Below are 18831 nucleotides of genomic sequence, written 5' to 3' on the forward strand. Positions count from 1 at the left end.
ATTTCTATTTTTCATAAAAAATATATGAGACATTCATTTCCCCTTTATAAACCCTAATTTAACAATAACTCACTCATTATTTATCCTTACTTTTTAATGATCTAATTTAAAACAAATGTCATTTTGTGTGCTTGACTGCAATAGGGCGGAGCACTATCCTTTGCCTGCTGGCCTACATTGCCAGTCGGTCGTCGCAGACCGCATAATAACTCCCGCATCAGAGTCATTCCTTCTGAGGAATAGTCTTGTGTGGTAGCTACTCGTCCCTTTCCCGTAGCGGTAGGACGGGAGAGGGACACCTTCGGGTGTGCTAGTTTGAGTTATTACTAGTCTGCGAACCCTTTCTCGTTCTGCCACCATAATTCTATAAATGTCTGGCGGAACTCCCAATAAAAAGGAGTTGGCTTTGCACATTCTTAATTTCTTGGCAGCCTTTGCCAAAGTCTATATCGACACCACTTAAATCTATAAGCAGCTTGATAGCGATTAGCACTTTTAGGCTTTAATTCGTCGCGACCAAAACTTAATCAACAATAAAACTTGAGATGTGCCACGCACAGTCTTTACGGCTTTGCTATGCCTTTTTTTCTCCCAAAAAAGTATCTCGCTTATCTACAACAATAATTTTATAACGGTAAAACTATGCGACATTTAGTGATCTCACCACGTGCCATACAAGTCGTAAATAAATCGATTAATCTGTTTCACAATCACGGATTTCACACTGTGGGAATAGACAGAATCGTGAAAGAATCTCAAATTCCCAAAGCAACTTTTTATCATTATTTTCACTCTAAAGAGCGGTTTATCGAAATCTGTTTGAACGTTCAAAAAGAGCGCTTAAAAGAAAAAGTAGTATCAATTGCTGACTACGACCAAGGTGCAGATGTGATGGATAAACTTAAAACTCTTTATCTTTTACATACCGATTTAGAAGGGCTGTACTACTTATTATTTAAAGCCATTTTTGAAACGAAACTGACCTATCCCAAAGCCTATCAAATCGCAGTGAGGTATAGAACGTGGCTAATGAATGAAATCTATAGCCAATTTATAAAACTAAAAACCGATGTTTCCTTTCAGGATGCCAAACTATTTTTATATATGATTGAAGGTGTGATTATTCAGCTTTTAAGCTCAGATAAAACAGGGGAGCGAGAGATGATATTAGAATGTTTTTTGAAGCAGTTTAAAGCGGCGTAATATGTATCATTCATCGTTTTCAAGTTTAGCTATTTCATAAAAAAAGCCCTTCTTATCAAAGGACTTTTTATAAAATCTATTCTTTATATTGCCATGCTTTTAAAAAGGTTCGGCAAACCTCTTCATTTAACTGTTGTAGCTCTTGAGGAGTCGGAATGTTTCCGCTAATCAGCGTAGCGGGATAAGCATATCCCATTACAGCTCCGAGGAATGCTTTTGTTGCTTCCTCTGGCTGATCAATTTTAACAATGCCTGCATTGTGTGCTGTTGCAAGAATATCGGTTAACGATCTTTTAATATTTCCTTGAGTACGCTGTTGAATTTTTGGAAGAATTTCCTTCATTTCAACTAATGCAATAATCAGCAATCTTTGCAGACGAATGACGTCAATATTATAAAAATGATTTTGTACAGCCTGCCCAATTTCTAAGAGTAATTGATCTAGGCGCTTATTTTTTAATTCATGTTGTTCAACAAAAGGCACTTCCATTTCTGTTTTTAAATGATCAAAAACTTCAATAAGTAGAGCCGTCTTAGTTGGGAAATGGTTATATAAAGTTTGTCGATTTGTTCCGGCTTTAGCTGCGATAGCTTCTAAACGAACTTCTAATCCATGCTCAAGAAATAGTGCACGTGCTGCTGCAAGGATAGTAGGGCGAATTCGAGAAGGACGACCTGGAGATTTTTTTAACATATGAGGATTTCTTGCACATCTTATTTATTTACTTTACAGTAAAGTAAATAAATTGTCTATAAGTCTGGGGTCCCAGATATGCTTGTTTTTAATTTTTTTCATCGTAATACTTTGTGTTTATTGCCTTTGTTACTTTTCTTGAATGGCTGTGATGCTGATCAGCCTGCGACCAAAAATATTCAACAGGTGGGCACGATCACTATAAAACCAGAGACGATTGAATCTACTTATCAATTGGCTGGAAGAACAGTTGCCTCTGAGATTTCTCAAGTGCGGCCACAAGTAAATGGCGTGGTTGTCGAGCAATTGTTTAAAGAAGGCTCTCAGGTGAATAAAGGACAACCCCTGTATAAAATTGATTCTTCACTTTATCGGGATAGCGTTGATGAGGCCGCGGGTAATCTTGCACTCGCTAAAGCAACAGTCAATTCGACTCGTCTGCAAGCCGAGCGCTATAAAGAATTAATTAAGGTAAATGGCGTGAGTCAGCAAGAGCTTGATAATGCTCAAAGTGCATATGAACAAGCAAAAGCCACCGTGACAGTAAATGAAGCTCTACTGAAAACGGCACGAACTAATTTACGTTATACACAAGTTACTGCGCCTATTTCAGGACGGATAGGGCGCTCTTCGATTACACGTGGAGCTTTAGTCACCTCGGCCCAAACAGATCCTTTAGCAACGATTCAAAAACTAGATCCTATGTATGTCGATTTGACCCAGTCGAGTGATGAATACATGGCGCTGCGCAAACAGCTTACTGAAAATGGAATAAAACCGAATGAACTTTCAGTACGTTTACAGCTTGAAAATGGCACGAACTATGCGGAACAAGGAACGTTTAAGTTTAGTGATATTGCAGTAGATGAAGCTACTGGAAGTGTCACATTACGTGCTGCATTTTCCAATCCAAATAATGCTTTATTACCGGGAATATATGTACGGGCGGAACTTGGAACTGGCACACGTCCTAACAGTATCTTAATTCCTCAAGGTGCGCTGTTCCGAGATACCGAGGGAAATCCTCTTGTTTGGGTTGTTGGAAAAGATAATAAAGCCGAACAACGGAAAATTACTTTAGGGAGTGCGATTGATAATCGTTGGTTAGTGACCTCTGGCTTGAAAGCGGGAGATCAAGTCATTGTCGATGGTCTGCAAGGTTTAAGTACCGGCATGACGATTGAACCTACCCCAATGAGCTGAGGATTCCCTATGTTGTCGAGTTTTTTTATTGCACGACCTATTTTTGCTTGGGTCCTCTCTATTTGTATTATGGCATTGGGGACGATTTCGATTTTAACGTTACCCATTGAACAATATCCTGACATTGCACCACCGGGTGTAAATGTCACTGCAAATTATCCGGGCGCATCGGCCAAAACTGTTGAAGACAGTGTCACCCAGATTTTGGAGCAACAAATTAAGGGTATTGATGGTCTACTTTATTTTTCATCGAGTAGTAGTTCGGCAGGACAAGCACGCATAAGTCTTAGTTTCGATCAAAATACCAACCCCGATACCGCGCAGGTACAGGTGCAAAATGCTGTGAATCAGGCACTGAGTCGATTGCCTCAAGAGGTTCAGCAGCAAGGGATCACTGTGACAAAGTCACAAGGCGATAGTTTACTGGTCTTTGCGCTTTACGATGAAAGTGGGACTAGATCTTCTGTCGACATATCTGACTATATGGTGAGCACACTTCAAGACCCATTAAGTCGGGTCGATGGAGTAGGTGAAATCACTGTATTTGGTGCTCAATATGCAATGCGTATCTGGCTTGATCCTCATAAATTAAACAGTTATGGATTAATGCCATCAGATGTTAGAACCGCAATTGAAGCACAAAACACTCAAATTACAGCAGGAGAATTGGGCGCATTACCCACGCGTGATGGGCAGGCTCTAAATGCAACAGTAACAGCATTATCTCGGCTACAAACCGTGAGCCAATTTGAAAATATTATTTTGCGGACAGAAACCAATGGTGCGGTTGTATTACTTAAAGATGTTGCCCGAGTCGAGCGGGGTGCAGAGAGTTATCAGACGTCTACACGTCTGAATGGAAAGCCAGCTTCGGGTATGTCTATTCAACTTGCATCTGGTGCCAATGCATTAGAAACCGCTGAACGAGTTAAAGCTGAGGTCACACGATTAACTGCCTCTATGCCAGCGGGTTTAAAAGTTGCATACCCACGCGACAGTACTCCATTTGTAGAAGCTTCTGTAAATGGAGTGATTAAAACTTTAGCTGAAGCGATTGTTCTCGTCATTATTGTCATGTTCTTATTTTTGCAGAGCTGGCGTGCGACTTTAATTCCGGCAATTGCAGTCCCAGTTGTATTGTTAGGTACATTTGGGGTGTTAAGCATATTGGGCTATAGCATTAATACACTGACTTTGTTTGCGATGGTTTTGGCAATTGGTTTGCTTGTAGATGATGCAATTGTGGTCGTGGAAAATGTTGAGCGGGTTATGCATGAGCAAAATCTTGATGCTCGGCAAGCCACCTTAATTTCAATGCAAGAAATATCTGGTGCGCTCGTGGGTATTGCAATGGTACTTGCGGCGGTATTTTTACCTATGGCATTTTTTGGTGGCTCAGTCGGGATTATTTATCGCCAGTTCTCGGTAACGCTCGTATCGGCTATGGTACTTTCTGCAATTGTTGCTTTAACACTTTCACCTGCGCTATGTGCAACGTTACTCAAACCTGCAAATGAAAAGCATAAACAGAGAAAATTTTTTACTTGGTTCAACCGTAAAGTAGAGCAAGGTCAATCAGGCTACCGCACAAAGCTAGTTGCTGTTTTAGGTAAACCCAAAATATTTATGATTATATTCGTGGGTATTACAGCTTTGTTAGGTTGGCAATATACGCGTATGAATACGGGGTTTTTACCCCAAGAAGACCAAGGCTCGGTTATGGTTCAATTTAGTACGCCTGTAGGCACGACATTAGCTGAAACAGAAAGGGTTGGTAATCAGATCGCAGATTATTTCTTGACGAAAGAAAAGAATAATCTCAATGTGATTTTCATGGTGATGGGTAGAAATAACGCAGGCAGTGGGCAAAATGTGGGAATGGCATTTGCTGGACTCAAACATTGGGATGACCGAGAAGGTAGTGAAAATACAGCCGAAGCTGTGATTGCTCGCGCAAATGCACATTTTAAGTCACTGCGTAACGCACGTGTTCAGGTACTTTCACCCGCTGCTGTAAGAGGCCTTGGTCAATCAAGTGGTTTTGAACTTTGGTTGCAAGATGCGGAAAATAAAGGACGAGATGCTTTAATTACTGCACAAAATAATGTGTTAAAAGCAGCAAATGCTGATTCTGGCCTAGCAGCAGTACGTTTGAATAGCTTAGAAGATAAAGCCCAGTTACAAGTCGATATCGATCAAAGAAAAGCCAGCGCTCTTGGTTTAGCCCAAGCTGATATCAGTAATACCTTATCTTCTGCTTGGGGCGGATCTTATATTAATGACTTTATTGATAGGGGACGTGTTAAGCGAGTTTATTTACAAGGCGAAGCGAACTATCGTTCTTTACCTCAAGATATTGGGCAGTGGTATGTTCGTGGCGCTACTGGTCAAATGACACCATTTTCTAGTTTCTCTTCTGTGAAATGGCAAATGGGGCCTCAAATGCTGCAACGCTTTAATGGTCTTTCAGCCGTCCAACTTCAAGGCTCTGCTGCAACAGGTGAGAGTTCTGGCGGGGCTATGGATAAAATGCAGCAGTTAGTTGACCAGCAACAAGGCTTTAATCTTCAGTGGAGTGGATTGTCTTATCAAGAGAAGTTAGCGGGTGGCCAAACGATCTGGTTATATTTGGCTTCAATCATCTTTATCTTTTTATGTTTGGCAGCACTTTATGAAAGCTGGTCTATTCCTGTTTCTGTCATGTTGGTTATTCCTTTAGGTCTTATTGGCGCTGTAGTTGCTGCAAGTCTGGCAGGTTTTGTTAACGATATTTACTTTCAGGTCGCTATGCTTACCACCATTGGACTTTCTGCCAAAAATGCTATTTTGATTGTTGAATTTGCAGCAGCCAAATTGGAGGCTGGTCAGGCATTAATGGACGCCATTATTGAAGGTGCGGGTCAGCGATTAAGGCCAATTATTATGACCTCTCTTGCCTTTGTCGCGGGCGTTCTTCCATTGGCTGTATCTACAGGAGCAGGGGCTGTAAGCCGAAAAGAAATTGGTATCGCCGTCACTGGTGGAATGATTTCGGGAACTCTACTTTCTATTTTCTTTGTGCCTTTATTTTTTCTTTTAGTTCGTCTTTTAACCAATAAGTTAAATGCCCAAAAGGCAAAATGATTTTACAAAACAGAATGTCTTTAACAATTAGGCCCTCATGCTATAAGAAGCATGAGGGCCTAACTCCGACTAAAAACTTAGAATGTATTTTGAATAATGACATCATCGTAAGGAAGTTTGCCCACACGTGGGTAAGGCTGAGAGGCTGACTTACCAACTGCAATCATTAAACACACCACATGATCTTCAGGTAAGTTAATCAGCTTTGCCATTGCGTCAAAGTCAAAACCATCCATTGGGCAACTGTCTAAACCATGCTCTTGCGCAAGAAGCATCAAAGTTTGAGCAAAAATACCAGCACTACGCATAACTTCGTCACGTTGGGTTTGTGGACGGTCACGGTAATATTGGTCAATTGCACCTACCATAATATTTTGCACTTCTGGAGTCGCGCCATCCCACACGCGTTTCGCATCGGCTTCCCATGAGCTTACTTTTGCGCATAACACAATCAGTAAAGAAGCCTCGGTAACTTGTGGTTGATCCCATGCAATCGTACGAATCTTTTGTCTTAACTCAGCATCTTCAATCACAACAGGGCGCCAATGTTGCAAGTTAAACGCACTTGGAGCATTTGCTAAAACCTCTTGTAATAACTGCTTTTTGTTATCGTCAGAAAGTTGAAATGCAGGGTCAAAGCGTTTAACTGCACGGCGGTTACGGATGGCATCAATAACATTCATAAGATTTTCCTACTTGAGAATTGGATAGCAGTATTAGTTAGTTTTATAACGTTGGGCTACATCAGCCGAAGAAAAGTTTGGTAGTAATGTGATACGTGATTTTTCAAAATTATTCCATTGATTTTCGTCTTTCAGCACAGGAATTGTAATCGTTTCTTTACGATCAAAACCAATCAGAGCCGCATCGACCAAATCATTGACATCCATTAATGGTGGGACTTGGCTTAAGTCGATGCCAGAACGTTCCCAAATTTCGGTTTTAGTTGCAGATGGCAATACGGCTTGAACATGCACGCCATGATCTTTTAACTCTAAATATAAACCTTGGCTAAAAAATTGGATGAAAGATTTACTTGCGCCATAAATGGTCGAACCAAGTTCAGGAGCTAATCCAAGCACTGAACCTAAATTAATAATCGCGCCTTTACCTTTGCGTAGAAGAGGTTGCGAAATTGCATGAGACAACCGAACAACTGCGGTCATATTTAAAGTTATAAGTTTTTCAATGTCTTTAATATCTTGAGTCAAAAAGTTTCCATTCAGTGCAATCCCAGCGTTATTGACCAAGATTTCAATATCAGCATCGTTTTTGAGTACATCTTCAATTTTAGTGATGTCTTGATCTTTTGATAGATCGGCTTGAATGAACTCGACCTGTACACCGTATTTTTCTTGAAGGTCTTTTGAGATTTTATCTAAGCGGTTGGTGTCTCGTGCAACCAAGAATAAGTTATGGCCACGTTGAGCAAATCGGTCTGCATAGACAGAACCAATTCCTGACGAAGCTCCTGTAATAAGTACTTTTGATTGAGCTGACATGTGATGTCTCCACGCTTTAATTTTTAGATGATGACTATAATCTAAAATATGCAAGTTTTGATGTCAACCATAATCAATGTATAATTATGACCAGTAGGGTGAATAAAAAGTGAGTAGGCCAACATGAAAGTCAGTAAAACTCAGGTAAAAGAAAACCGAGAAAAAATTGTTGAAAAGGCGACTCAACTCTTTCGTAACAAAGGCTATGACGGAGTTGGCATTGCCGAGTTAATGTCTAGCGCAGGCTTTACTCACGGCGGCTTTTATAAACATTTCTCTTCGAAGACTGACCTTGTATCAATTACCGTTAAACATGGGCTTGAGCAGGTTTTAAAAAGAATAGAAGGTTTAAACTTAACTCAATTTATTCAGCTTTATGTGTCCCACACTCATCGCGATAACCGAGATTTGGGATGTACCTTAACAGCGTTATCTTGTGATGCTGCAAGACAGCCAGACGAAGTAAAAGTCGAATTTGAAGAGGGTATTGAGCAACTTATTCAGTTCATTATGAATGAACGTGCAAAACAAGTTTCTTTGGAAGCGCCAGAGTTGAGAAAGCAAGCTATTAATATTCTTGCTCAATCTGTGGGGGCAATTGCATTGTCTCGCGCATGCCCAGACCAATCAAACCTTAGCGATGAAATATTGGAAAGTTGTAAAGAAAGCCTTTTAAAGTTAGCCGATTAAACTTTTTTATCTCTCAAACTGGTTTGGCTAAATTGAATTAGCCTCGCAATATCGACAGTTCTTTCATAAATAAGTTTTGCCGCATGTTCGCAGGCTTGCTCTAATGTGATGGGACCATTAGTTAGCGAAAAAGCAGCCGTAACGCCGTGCTCATAAAGCGCTTGGTAGCCTTCGCCTAATGTTCCTGCAATCACAATGACAGGAACATTGTGTGTTTTGGCAATTTGACTCACCCCAAAAACTGTTTTGCCATTTAAGGTCTGTTGGTCAAATTTACCTTCGCCTGTAATGACCCAATCCGCGTTAGATACCTTATGGGTAAGCTGATTGAGTTCGGCCACAACCTTAACTCCAGCCTTAAATTCCGCATTTAAATAACTTTTGGCTGCAAAACCCAAACCACCCGCAGCACCAGAACCCGCTTCATTTCGTTTATCGAAACCTAAAAGCTTAAGCGAGACATCGGCAAAATGGGCAAGAGCTCCATCGAGTAACTCTACTTGAGCAGGTGAAGCACCTTTTTGTGGACCAAAAATATGAGATGCGCCGTTTGGACCACAAAGTGGATTAGTCACATCGGCAGCCAATAAAAACCGTGTGTGCTGAATACGTGGGTCGAAATGTGTTAAATCAATTTTTGATAGGTTTTTGAGCGCGAGTCCACCTGCGGGTAAAACGTTGTGGTTAGCATCGAGCAAAATTGCGCCCAAAGCACTGAGTAATCCTGTACCTCCATCATTGGTTGCACTACCACCCACGGTTAAAATAATGTCTTTTGCACCTGCGTCTAAAGCATCCAAAATGAGCTGGCCTGTGCCAAATGTTGTGCTGTGGCAAGCATCACGCTCTGACGGTGGGACTAACTGTATACCGCTCGCTTGAGCCATTTCAATGATGGCGATTTTCTGATTTTCTAACCATCCCCATTTTGCTTCAACAGATTGACCTAATGGGCCCATTACGGTTTTTTCACGCCATTCACCTTCACAGACCTCTAACACAGCTTCTATGGTTCCTTCACCGCCGTCTGCCATTGGACATATCAGCGTTTCAGCATTTGGAAAAACCTCGTGCCATCCTTTGGCAATGGCTTGAGCGACGCCCAAAGCCGATAAGCTGTCTTTAAATGAATCAGGGGCGATCACAACCTTCATAAGTTCTCTGAATCTGTTTTTTTCAATTAATTTATACTGCTTAAACCCATAAAAGCCTACTTAAAATGACGTAAATTTCAGCTCATTACATCATTTCTATTTTTTAAAAATATAAAGTGAATTATGTTTTTATCTGTAAAAAACAGGTCGTTGTGTTTTTAAGATATTGTTATTATTTAATTTAAATAATTTTTTGGTTTTGGCTGAATGATTGTAATTATAAAAAATATGGCACATATTATAACTAGCGTTGAGGCTGCCTCTAAATATCATGAGTAAGATAAAAGTGGATTTTTACTTATTAAGATAAACAGCAAATAGCGTAGATATAACCATAATTAAGTTGTGATTTATTGCACCTATAGAATGTGTAAAAAGTAATAAGAGGATGACAAAGTGGATAATTCAGAAGAACAAAAGCATATTCAGGAAAATAACGGCTTTGCACGAATTGAACCCTATACTCATCCTGCGGGCGGATGGGGAGCATTACTCAGTGTCGCTCGAAACTTAAAGCGGCAAGATATTTTAAAAAAAGGTTCGATTACCTTACTCAATATTAACCAGCCTACCGGGTTCGACTGTCCCGGTTGTGCATGGCCAGAAAAGAAAAATGCTCATGCCTTTAATTTCTGTGAAAACGGCGCAAAAGCAGTTGCATTTGAAGCAACCAGTAAAACAGTGACTCCCGAATATTTTGCAGGTCACACGGTCAGTTGGTTATCAGAACAAAGTGATTTCTTTCTTGAAGATTTAGGTCGCTTAACAGATCCAGTTCGCTACGATGCTGCAACAGATAAATATGTCGCAATTTCATGGGATGAAGCATTCCAGATTATTGCTAAACACCTTCATGCCTTAGATAACCCAGATCAAGCTGCGTTTTATACCTCTGGCCGTGCAAGTAATGAAGCAGCATTTTTATATCAATTGTTTGTGCGAAGCTTTGGAACAAATAACTTCCCAGACTGTTCGAACATGTGCCATGAAACCACAAGCGTTGGATTACTTGATTCGATTGGTTTAGGAAAGGGCACAGTCACCCTAGAAGACTTTGATTTAGCTGATGCAATTTTTAGTTTTGGGCACAATCCCGGAACTAATCACCCACGTATGTTAGGTACTTTGCGTGAAGTGTCTAAACGTGGCGGTAACATTGTTGCGATTAACCCAATTAAAGAACGAGGACTTGAACGTTTCCAAGACCCACAAGCACCACTTGAAATGATGACTAACGGCAGTACCCCAATTAGTCGTTATTATTTCCAACCTAAAATTGGTGGTGACTATGCACTGATGTTAGGGATTTTAAAGCACCTAAATGAGTGGGATAAAAAGGCGCTCGCTTCAGGTAAACCAAGCGTTTTTGACCGAAACTTTATTGCGGTGAATACAATCGGTTTCGACGAGATGATTGCCGAGGTTGAAAAAACTGAGTGGGAAGATATTTATAAACACTCGGGTCTATCACCAGAGCATTTAGAAAAACTCGCTAAGCTCTTTTTAGAGTCTGAGCGCTCAATTTTCTGTTGGGGGATGGGTATTACTCAACATCGCCATGGAACAGCTAATGTGCATATGTTGGCGAATTTATTATTGGCTCGTGGGCAAATTGGTCGTCCGGGTGCAGGGCTTTGTCCAGTTCGTGGGCACAGTAATGTGCAAGGCGACCGAACTATGGGCATTAATGAGTTACCTAGTCCTAAATTACTCGACAACATTGACCGCGTGTTTGGGATTAAATCCCCTAGAAAAAATGGGCATGGTGTCGTTGAAACGATTAAAGCTATGGCTGAAGGTGAGGTCAAAGTCTTTATTGGTTTAGGTGGTAACTTTGCAGTTGCGACGCCAGATACACCGTATACCCAAGAAGCGCTTAGAAAGTGTAATTTAACCGTTCATGTTGCAACCAAGTTAAACCGTAGCCATTTGGTTTGTGGTAAAGAGGCTCTGATTTTGCCATGTTTAGGCCGTACCGAAATTGATGAGCAGCTTCATGGTCCGCAGGCCATTTCAGTCGAAGATTCGATGAGTAATATTCATTTGTCGGCTGGGCGTAATACCCCAATTTCTGAAAATATTTTATCTGAACCCGACATCGTGGCAAGAATGGCTGAAGCCGTGCTACCAGATAGTAAGATCAAATGGAAATGGTACATTGAAAGCTATGATCGTATTCGTGACTCAATTGCTGAGGTCTTTGATGAGTTCCATGATTTTAATTTACGTGTCTATAACCCGGGTGGTTTCCATCTAGAGCATCCAGCCAATCAGCACATTTGGAACACAAAAAGTGGTAAGGCGCAGTTTATGATTACACCTCTGAGTGAAGTCTATGGCGATAAAGAAAATCAATATGCTGCTGCTTATACTGACAGCAAAGTTTATACCTTAATGACCACTCGCTCTCACGATCAATACAACACGACGCTATATGGTCTCGACGACCGTTACCGCGGAGTTTTTGGGCAACGCCGTGTTTTGTTTATGAACCAAGCAGACATTGATGAAGCTGGCTTTGAAGCAAATCAGTGGGTTGATATTGAAAGTGTTTTCTCAGATGGGGTTAAGCGGATTGTGCATAGTTTCCGTATTGTGCCGTACAACATTCCACGTGGCAGTTTAGCTGCGTATTATCCAGAGACCAATCCTTTGGTGGCGTTAAGCAGTCATGATAAATACGCCAAAATTCCAGCTTCAAAAAGTGTTCCTGTGATATTGCATGCTGGTGATGCACCTGCACACTTTAATTTGGCAACGGCAGTTGACCCTGAAGATGCAGATAAGAAAGTAAGTAACCTTTAAATTAACAGCGATATTAAAAATGTAATTCAAACAAATGGCGCTCTAATCAAGCGCCATTTCAAGATAAAGGAAATTATTTTGACACCACATTCTTATGGGGTTGAAACATTACAAGTAAAACGGTTTAAGAAAACCGAATCTGAAAGTGTTTTAGATAATATTGTTCAAGAGCATCCGATTGCTTTGGTATATAACGGCATTTCTCATGCAGTAATGATGGCTACACCTACCGATGTGAGTGTGTTCGCTAAAGGTTTTAGTCTGTCCGAAGGAATTTTAACGAGCTTAAAAGAGTTGTACGCCATTGAGGTTCATGAAAGTGAACTGGGAATTGAAGTGAATATGACCATTTCATCTAGAGCATTTGCTGCGTTAAAAGAAAGGCGACGGATGTTAGTGGGGCGTACAGGATGTGGTTTATGTGGCATTGAAAGTTTGGAGCAGCTTCAGCTCGATATTTCTAAAATTACCATCGAACCTTCCAAAGAATGGCTTGAACAAATTCCAGTCGCGATTTCTCAATTAAAAGATCAACAAAAAATTACTGCCTTAACGGGTGGCGCTCATGCCGCAGCTTGGGTGGTTCAAGGCAAAATCATAGCTTTGTTTGAAGATGTTGGCCGTCACAATGCCTTAGATAAATTGTTAGGTTATTTAGCTCAAGAAAACTACGACACCAGTTTGGGTTTTGTTGTTATGACTAGTCGTGCAAGCTACGAATTAATCCGTAAATGCGCTCAGCTTAATATTGGTTTATTGGCTTCAATTTCTGCTCCAACCAGTATGGCCATTCGGCTCGCAAAAACTTCTGGCCTAACTTTAGCAAGCTTTTGTCGTGGAGATGATTTTGTTTTATATACATAAAGATCATGCATTGAAATATTGATCAGAGCAGCTCAAATGCTAAGAATGATCAAACACAATGGAAATATACATTTCTATTTTGCCTAATTTTAAGTTAAGCACGAACTTTATACTTTATGATCAGGCTTATGTAGTTCAGAGTCTGTCCAAATGTCTTGGTTACAATCACTAAAAGAATGGGCAAAACGTCTAAAAAAACAAATTATTATGCTTTGGTTTGCATCAAAGCATCCTCAAATGCCATGGTTCCCAAAAGTTATTGCTGTGGTGGCTGTGGCTTATGCCTTTAGTCCAATCGATTTAATTCCAGATTTTATTCCTATTTTAGGCCTTTTAGATGAGGCCATCATTTTGCCGATACTCATTTGGTTAGCGCTTCGATTTACGCCTCAACAAGTTATTTTCGATGCAGAACAGCAAGCTAACCAATGGCTAGAAGAACATGAAAAAGGGCCACGAAATTATTTGGTTGCTGTACTTATTATTTTAATGTGGCTTACTCTTGCGGTGATGGCTTATTTTTATTTCGGCGGTGGTTTGTAGGTGAAATACGCTTAGAAACCTTCTCGTAATTTAACGCCCTGAACATTGTGCTTTGCTACAACTCAAAGGATAATAACGTTTTTATAAGCTTTGAGTTGCAGATAATGAAAATCGTCGCAGATGAAAACTTGGCATTTACCGATTACTTTTTTTCAGAATTTGGCGATATTCAACACCATGCAGGACGCACCTTAACGCATGCAGATGTAAAAGATGCTGAAGCTTTATTGGTTCGTTCAGTCACTGTGGTGAATGCAAGCTTAATCGAAAATACAGCATTAAAATATGTGGGTAGTGCCACAATCGGCACTGATCATTTAGATATTCCTGCTTTAGAAAAACAAGGAATTACATGGGCCAATGCTGCAGGTTGTAATGCGCAGGCAGTTGCTGAATATGTCATTACTGCTTTACTTCATTTAGATGCCAACCTTTTAGAACAACAAGAAAAATTTACCCTAGGCATTGTGGGGCTTGGAAATGTCGGTAAGCGTTTGGCATATATGGGCCAGTTGCTTGGCTGGAATGTGATTGGTTTTGACCCATTTGTGCAGTTAGATTCAATTAAAAATGTGAGTTTAGAAACTCTTTTGCAACAAGCCAATGCTATTTCAATTCATGTGCCACTTACCAAAAATGGTGAACATGCGACGTATCATCTTTTTGATGAGCAAGCGTTTTCTGCACTTCAACCGAACACGATTTTAATTAATAGTGCGCGTGGTCCGGTCGTGAAAGAAGCTGCTTTAATCGAAGATATTCAGCGTACCCAGCGTAAAGTTGTGCTCGATGTATTTGAGCATGAACCAGTCATATCTGAGGAACTTATAGACCTGTTAGCGTTGGCAACACCGCATATTGCAGGTTATAGCCTTGAAGGGAAGGCACGTGGTACACAAATGATTTATGAAGCGTTCTGCCAAAAGTTTGGATTTGATATAAATAAACGTTTCGAGACCCAATTGCCTGCATGTGACGACTATTTTTCAGGAAATGATTTAAAAGCGGTGTTAAAGCAAAAATTAGCTCAGATTTATGATATTGCTCAAGATGATGCCAACATCCGTGCCTGCATTAAAGAGGGCAAAGTAGAGCAAAAAGCATTTGATTTATTACGTAAGAATTATCCGCTGCGCCGTGAATGGGCAGCACATGGAGGGCCGCAGGCATGAGCTTAAGTTATCAACCAACTTGTTCAATTGATGCCTTAAAAGCACGTGCTAAGCTCTATAACCAGATTCGTCAGTTTTTTGCTGAACGTGATGTCATGGAAGTCGAAACACCGATTGTTTCACAAGCAGGTGTCACCGATGTGCATTTAGCTTCTGTTCAGACTTTACGTCATATTAATGGCAAATTGCAGACTCAATATTTACAGACTTCTCCAGAGTTTGCCATGAAGCGTTTACTAGCGAGTGGTAGCGGGCCGATTTACCAAATCTGTAAGGTTTTTCGAGACGATGAACACGGACGTAAACACAATAGTGAATTTACCATGCTCGAATGGTACCGTCCGGGTCTAGACTTAAAAGCTTTAATGCATGAAACTGCCGATTTATTGCAGACTTGTTTGCAGCATCGTTTTGGTGAAGTTCGTCCGTTTATTTTAAGTTATAAACATGCCTTTCAAGATCGCCTCGATATCAACCCTTTACAAGCAACGTTGAAACAACTCAAAGATACGGCAAATCGTGTCGGATTAAATCTTGATTTGGGCGATGACCGCCTAGCTTACATGGATTTATTATTTTCTCATTTTGTTGAGCCAAGTTTAGGTTTTGATGCACCTGTCTTTTTAACTGACTTTCCACCAGAAATGGCGTCTTTGGCGAAAGTGAAAGTGGATGAAGATGGGGAAGAGGTCGCAGCACGTTTTGAGGTTTATATTGAAGGTTTAGAGCTTGCCAATGCTTATGATGAATTGCTCGATGCAGAGGTGTTACGTTCACGTTTTGAAGCAGATAATGCAGAGCGTGCTAAGCAAGGCCTTCATGTTATGCCCTTAGATGAACACTTGTTAGCAGCGTTGCCTTATATGCCAGAATGTTCAGGAATTGCTTTAGGTATAGACCGCTTACTCATGGTGGCAATGGATCAGGTCAAAATTGAAAAAGTCATTACATTCCCAGCTGAAATTGCTTAAAAACTGACAAATAAAAAAGCCACAATATTGTGGCTTTTTTATTGAGGGTTTATTTAGCTTAAGCTTGTTGAATACCTGCAACAACCCAATCTTGCTGAGAACCAGCAGGTTTAACAAAGTGCCAGATTTCAGTAAATGGTTGTGGCAAGCTGTTTAAATCTTCACTCACAGTACCAGTGAAGCGTACGCTTACAACGTATTGACCATTTTCAGTCGCACTGTCTACAACCATCGCATTCAGATTGCTAAATTCAGCAACGTCTTGATCTTGGTTTTCCATGATGTCGTTATACATAGAACTATAAAGTTCTGGTGTTAAGTAACGGCGAATTTCTTCAATGTTACTTGCAGTATTCATCGACTGGATGTGATTAAAACGTTGACGTGCAATACGTAAGAAAGCAGCAGGTTCACTACCATCTGGAAGTTGATTGCCATTGCTCGTTGTTGCACCGCCAAAAGGAGCTTGGGTTGCTGCACCGCCACCAACAGACTGACCAAAGATATTTGTATTATCTCCAGCATTACGTGGTGTCGCTTGTGGTGCAGCAGAACGACCAAATGGGTTTTGACCGTCGTTATTTGGCGCGTAAGGATTATTAGCTGCTAATTTTTTTTTTGCGCCCAATTTGCGGAAAACAAAGAAGGCTAAAGCTGCTGCAAGTAATACCCAAAGCCAGCTAGGAATTCCACCTTTTTTCTCTTCTTGTTGCGCTTGAGCAGCTTGTTCTGTTCCAGCTTGAGTTGCTTGATGTTCAGTTGATGTTGGTTTGTCATCAGCTAAAGCATTTGCTGCAACAGCACCTACGGCAGCACCAGCCACACCAGCTGCAACCATTGAACCAACACCCGGACCTGATCGTTGAGGTGCAGTAGCAGGTTGTTGAGCAGGAGTCACTTGACGAGGTTGTTGATAAGACTGGCTTGAAGTAGTAGAGCGTGCCATACCGTGGCTTTTACCACCACCTGCACGTTTAGCTTCAGCAAGAGGCGAAATTGCTAAAGCAGCCATTAAAATACCGGTAATCAAGCCACGCTGGTGTACTTCCATAGGAAATTCCTGTCTAAAATTAAATTGTAATAGTATTTATGAAGGTATTTACGCTAAATTTCAACCATAAAAGTATGTTTTTTTATGTCAATTCATCACTGAGTTGCATTGCCTCAGTCAATGCTTCATGCAGACGGGCAACCGCAATGACTTGTACGCCTGGAATAGCTTTTTGCGGCGCATTACCTCTAGGCAAAATGACATACTTAAAGCCATGTTTTGCAGCTTCTTTTAAACGCTCTTGGCCATTTGGTACAGGACGAATTTCACCAGAAAGGCCAACTTCTCCAAAAACGGCAAGTTGCTGAGGCAATGCTTTGGTTCGTAAACTTGAAGCACATGCTAATAAAACTGCTAAGTCTGAACCTGTTTCGGTAATCTTTAAACCACCGACAATGTTGACATAGACGTCTTGTCCGGTGGTTTGAACACCGCCATGGCGATGCATTACAGCAAGCAGCATGTTCAAACGGTTTTGTTCCAGACCCAATGCTACGCGACGAGGTTGTCCTTGAGCATCATCAACTAAAGCTTGGACTTCCACCAAAAGAGGACGAGTTCCTTCACGGCTAATCATGACAATTGAACCCGGAATCGCTTCATCATAACGGCTTAAGAAAATAGCAGAAGGGTTAGCAACTTCACGTAAGCCTTTATCTGTCATGCCAAATACGCCAAGCTCATTCACCGCACCAAAACGGTTTTTAACAGCGCGAATCATTCGATAACGTGAGTCTGATTGGCCTTCAAAGTAAAGTACACAATCCACCATGTGTTCTAAAACACGTGGACCTGCCAGTGCACCTTCTTTGGTCACGTGACCAACAATGAAGAGTGCAGTGCCACTATTTTTTGCATAACGAGTTAATAAAGCAGCAGATTCACGAATTTGTGAAACACCACCCGGTGCCGATTGAAGTGTTTCTGTATAAAGCGTTTGGATCGAATCTAAGATCGCCACGACAGGTTTTTCTTGTTCTAAGACTTCGCAAATACGTTCAACACAGGTTTCTGCCATGACTTTTAACTGGTCAGTAGGTAAGTCAAGACGTTGAGCGCGAAGTGCAACCTGAGATAACGATTCTTCACCGGTAATATAAAGTGCAGAGCTTTTTGCACTTGCCATATAGGTTGCAGTTTGCAAAAGAATAGTCGATTTACCAATACCGGGGTCACCACCAATCAATACGACTGAACCCGTAACTAAGCCTCCGCCAAGTACGCGATCAAATTCGCTGATGCCTGTGGGTAAGCGTGTTTCATGGGAAAAAGTGACTTTATTTAGAGTTGTAATATTGGCAGCTTGACCAGCATAGCCCCCAACTTTTGGACGTGCGCGGTGAGCGGTGGTTGGCTCAAGTTTGACTTCAGTCAAAGAATTCCATTCACCACACTCTGAACATTGACCTGCCCATTTAAGATGATCGGCACCACATTGTTCGCAACGGTAAACAGTTTTGACTTTGCTCATATTCGACTTCAGTTAAAAACTTCTTAATTAATAGTAGAAAAGGAGTATAACAAAACCAAAATAGAGAATCAGTTTTGAAGTGGAATACATTTTGCTTAATTTAAAACAACGAAAATATTAGGTCATTGTCATGTGTTAGTTAATTTAAAAGATTAAGGTCGAGCAGGGGTGTTTTTAATAAACAGATGAAGGACTGAAATGAAATTAAAGATTACAAAATGGTCAATTGAGTCGTCTTTTTAATTTAAAAATCAGACAAGTTCAAGTCATGTTTTTAGACCGTAAAGTGCGTTGTATTGCTATGGGCTTGTGCGTATTATCAGATTTAATTGTATGTAGCTTGAAATCATCAGCAATACAGATAAAAATCGGTTAGCTGAAAAAT

The 18831-nt window shown here is 40.8% G+C and carries 15 protein-coding genes; 9 read left to right on the top strand and 6 right to left on the bottom strand.

Annotated elements, in window-relative coordinates:
• Positions 1-642 precede the first annotated feature (642 nt).
• Positions 643-1203, top strand: a complete 561-nt coding sequence (locus MJX77_RS09885; protein WP_252058898.1) for a TetR/AcrR family transcriptional regulator — start codon at positions 643-645, stop codon at positions 1201-1203.
• Between the two features lie 76 nt (positions 1204-1279).
• Here the strand turns inward: MJX77_RS09885 and MJX77_RS09890 are convergent, their stop codons facing one another.
• Complete coding sequence (locus MJX77_RS09890) at positions 1280-1897, bottom strand: TetR/AcrR family transcriptional regulator (RefSeq protein WP_005307701.1); 618 nt, start codon at positions 1895-1897, stop codon at positions 1280-1282.
• Positions 1898-1975: 78 nt separating this feature from the next.
• Between MJX77_RS09890 and adeD the strand changes: the two genes are divergently transcribed.
• Positions 1976-3100: a multidrug efflux RND transporter periplasmic adaptor subunit AdeD gene (adeD, locus tag MJX77_RS09895; RefSeq protein WP_252058899.1), complete on the top strand. Its 1125-nt coding sequence runs from the start codon at positions 1976-1978 to the stop codon at positions 3098-3100.
• Between the two features lie 9 nt (positions 3101-3109).
• Positions 3110-6223, top strand: coding sequence for a multidrug efflux RND transporter permease subunit AdeE (gene adeE / locus MJX77_RS09900; protein WP_252058900.1), 3114 nt, complete (start codon positions 3110-3112; stop codon positions 6221-6223).
• A 77-nt stretch (positions 6224-6300) separates the two neighbouring features.
• On the opposite strand, the gene MJX77_RS09905 is transcribed toward adeE, so the two are convergent.
• Together MJX77_RS09905 and MJX77_RS09910 are read right to left on the bottom strand one after the other, a co-directional pair.
• Entirely contained in the window at positions 6301-6906 is a 606-nt protein-coding gene (locus MJX77_RS09905; RefSeq protein WP_107883001.1) for a nitroreductase family protein, read from the bottom strand.
• Between the two features lie 33 nt (positions 6907-6939).
• Positions 6940-7725 carry an SDR family NAD(P)-dependent oxidoreductase gene (locus tag MJX77_RS09910; RefSeq protein WP_252058901.1) on the bottom strand — a complete coding sequence of 262 codons (786 nt, stop codon included), beginning with the start codon at positions 7723-7725 and terminating at the stop codon, positions 6940-6942.
• A 123-nt stretch (positions 7726-7848) separates the two neighbouring features.
• On the opposite strand from MJX77_RS09910, the gene MJX77_RS09915 reads away from it, so the two are divergent.
• A complete protein-coding gene (locus MJX77_RS09915; protein ID WP_252058902.1) occupies positions 7849-8415 on the top strand; it encodes a TetR/AcrR family transcriptional regulator in 567 nt (188 codons plus the stop codon).
• Here MJX77_RS09915 and MJX77_RS09920 read toward each other — a convergent pair.
• Positions 8412-9569 (bottom strand): glycerate kinase, encoded by a 1158-nt coding sequence (locus tag MJX77_RS09920; RefSeq protein WP_252058903.1) that lies wholly within the window; start codon positions 9567-9569, stop codon positions 8412-8414. The two genes, MJX77_RS09915 and MJX77_RS09920, sit on opposite strands and share 4 nt — an antisense overlap.
• Positions 9570-9965: 396 nt before the next feature.
• Here MJX77_RS09920 and MJX77_RS09925 point away from each other — a divergent pair, with 396 nt between their 5' ends.
• From MJX77_RS09925 to epmA, 5 genes are all read left to right on the top strand, one after another.
• Positions 9966-12374 carry an FdhF/YdeP family oxidoreductase gene (locus MJX77_RS09925; RefSeq protein WP_013197037.1) on the top strand — a complete coding sequence of 803 codons (2409 nt, stop codon included), beginning with the start codon at positions 9966-9968 and terminating at the stop codon, positions 12372-12374.
• A 78-nt stretch (positions 12375-12452) separates the two neighbouring features.
• Positions 12453-13238 (top strand): formate dehydrogenase accessory sulfurtransferase FdhD, encoded by a 786-nt coding sequence (gene fdhD / locus MJX77_RS09930; RefSeq protein ID WP_252058904.1) that lies wholly within the window; start codon positions 12453-12455, stop codon positions 13236-13238.
• 150 nt (positions 13239-13388) lie between these two features.
• On the top strand, positions 13389-13781 hold the full coding sequence (locus MJX77_RS09935; protein ID WP_013197039.1) for a YkvA family protein: 393 nt from the start codon (positions 13389-13391) through the stop codon (positions 13779-13781).
• Positions 13782-13885: 104 nt separating this feature from the next.
• Positions 13886-14953, top strand: coding sequence for a 4-phosphoerythronate dehydrogenase (locus MJX77_RS09940; RefSeq protein ID WP_192455055.1), 1068 nt, complete (start codon positions 13886-13888; stop codon positions 14951-14953).
• Positions 14950-15924 (top strand): EF-P lysine aminoacylase EpmA, encoded by a 975-nt coding sequence (gene epmA / locus MJX77_RS09945; RefSeq protein ID WP_252058905.1) that lies wholly within the window; start codon positions 14950-14952, stop codon positions 15922-15924. The genes MJX77_RS09940 and epmA overlap by 4 nt, the downstream gene beginning before the upstream one ends.
• A 58-nt stretch (positions 15925-15982) precedes the next feature.
• On the opposite strand, the gene MJX77_RS09950 is transcribed toward epmA, so the two are convergent.
• The gene (locus MJX77_RS09950; protein ID WP_013197042.1) at positions 15983-16975 is read right to left on the bottom strand and encodes a Tim44 domain-containing protein; all 993 of its coding nucleotides are present in this window, start codon (positions 16973-16975) and stop codon (positions 15983-15985) included.
• A gap of 82 nt (positions 16976-17057) precedes the next feature.
• A complete protein-coding gene (gene radA / locus MJX77_RS09955) occupies positions 17058-18446 on the bottom strand; it encodes a DNA repair protein RadA (RefSeq protein ID WP_013197043.1) in 1389 nt (462 codons plus the stop codon).
• Positions 18447-18831: the final 385 nt, after the last annotated feature.

Source organism: Acinetobacter sp. AHP123 (assembly GCF_023757925.1).
GTDB classification, from domain to species: domain Bacteria; phylum Pseudomonadota; class Gammaproteobacteria; order Pseudomonadales; family Moraxellaceae; genus Acinetobacter; species Acinetobacter oleivorans.

Bases quoted from the DNA above. Each gene is read 5' to 3' on its own strand.
- MJX77_RS09885 (WP_252058898.1), top strand. From the start codon at position 643: ATGCGACATTTAGTGATCTCACCACGTGCCATACAAGTCGTAAATAAA.
- MJX77_RS09890 (WP_005307701.1), bottom strand. From the start codon at position 1,897: ATGTTAAAAAAATCTCCAGGTCGTCCTTCTCGAATTCGCCCTACTATC.
- adeD (WP_252058899.1), top strand. From the start codon at position 1,976: ATGCTTGTTTTTAATTTTTTTCATCGTAATACTTTGTGTTTATTGCCT.
- adeE (WP_252058900.1), top strand. From the start codon at position 3,110: ATGTTGTCGAGTTTTTTTATTGCACGACCTATTTTTGCTTGGGTCCTC.
- MJX77_RS09905 (WP_107883001.1), bottom strand. From the start codon at position 6,906: ATGAATGTTATTGATGCCATCCGTAACCGCCGTGCAGTTAAACGCTTT.
- MJX77_RS09910 (WP_252058901.1), bottom strand. From the start codon at position 7,725: ATGTCAGCTCAATCAAAAGTACTTATTACAGGAGCTTCGTCAGGAATT.
- MJX77_RS09915 (WP_252058902.1), top strand. From the start codon at position 7,849: ATGAAAGTCAGTAAAACTCAGGTAAAAGAAAACCGAGAAAAAATTGTT.
- MJX77_RS09920 (WP_252058903.1), bottom strand. From the start codon at position 9,569: ATGAAGGTTGTGATCGCCCCTGATTCATTTAAAGACAGCTTATCGGCT.
- MJX77_RS09935 (WP_013197039.1), top strand. From the start codon at position 13,389: ATGTCTTGGTTACAATCACTAAAAGAATGGGCAAAACGTCTAAAAAAA.
- MJX77_RS09940 (WP_192455055.1), top strand. From the start codon at position 13,886: ATGAAAATCGTCGCAGATGAAAACTTGGCATTTACCGATTACTTTTTT.
- epmA (WP_252058905.1), top strand. From the start codon at position 14,950: ATGAGCTTAAGTTATCAACCAACTTGTTCAATTGATGCCTTAAAAGCA.
- MJX77_RS09950 (WP_013197042.1), bottom strand. From the start codon at position 16,975: ATGGAAGTACACCAGCGTGGCTTGATTACCGGTATTTTAATGGCTGCT.
- radA (WP_013197043.1), bottom strand. From the start codon at position 18,446: ATGAGCAAAGTCAAAACTGTTTACCGTTGCGAACAATGTGGTGCCGAT.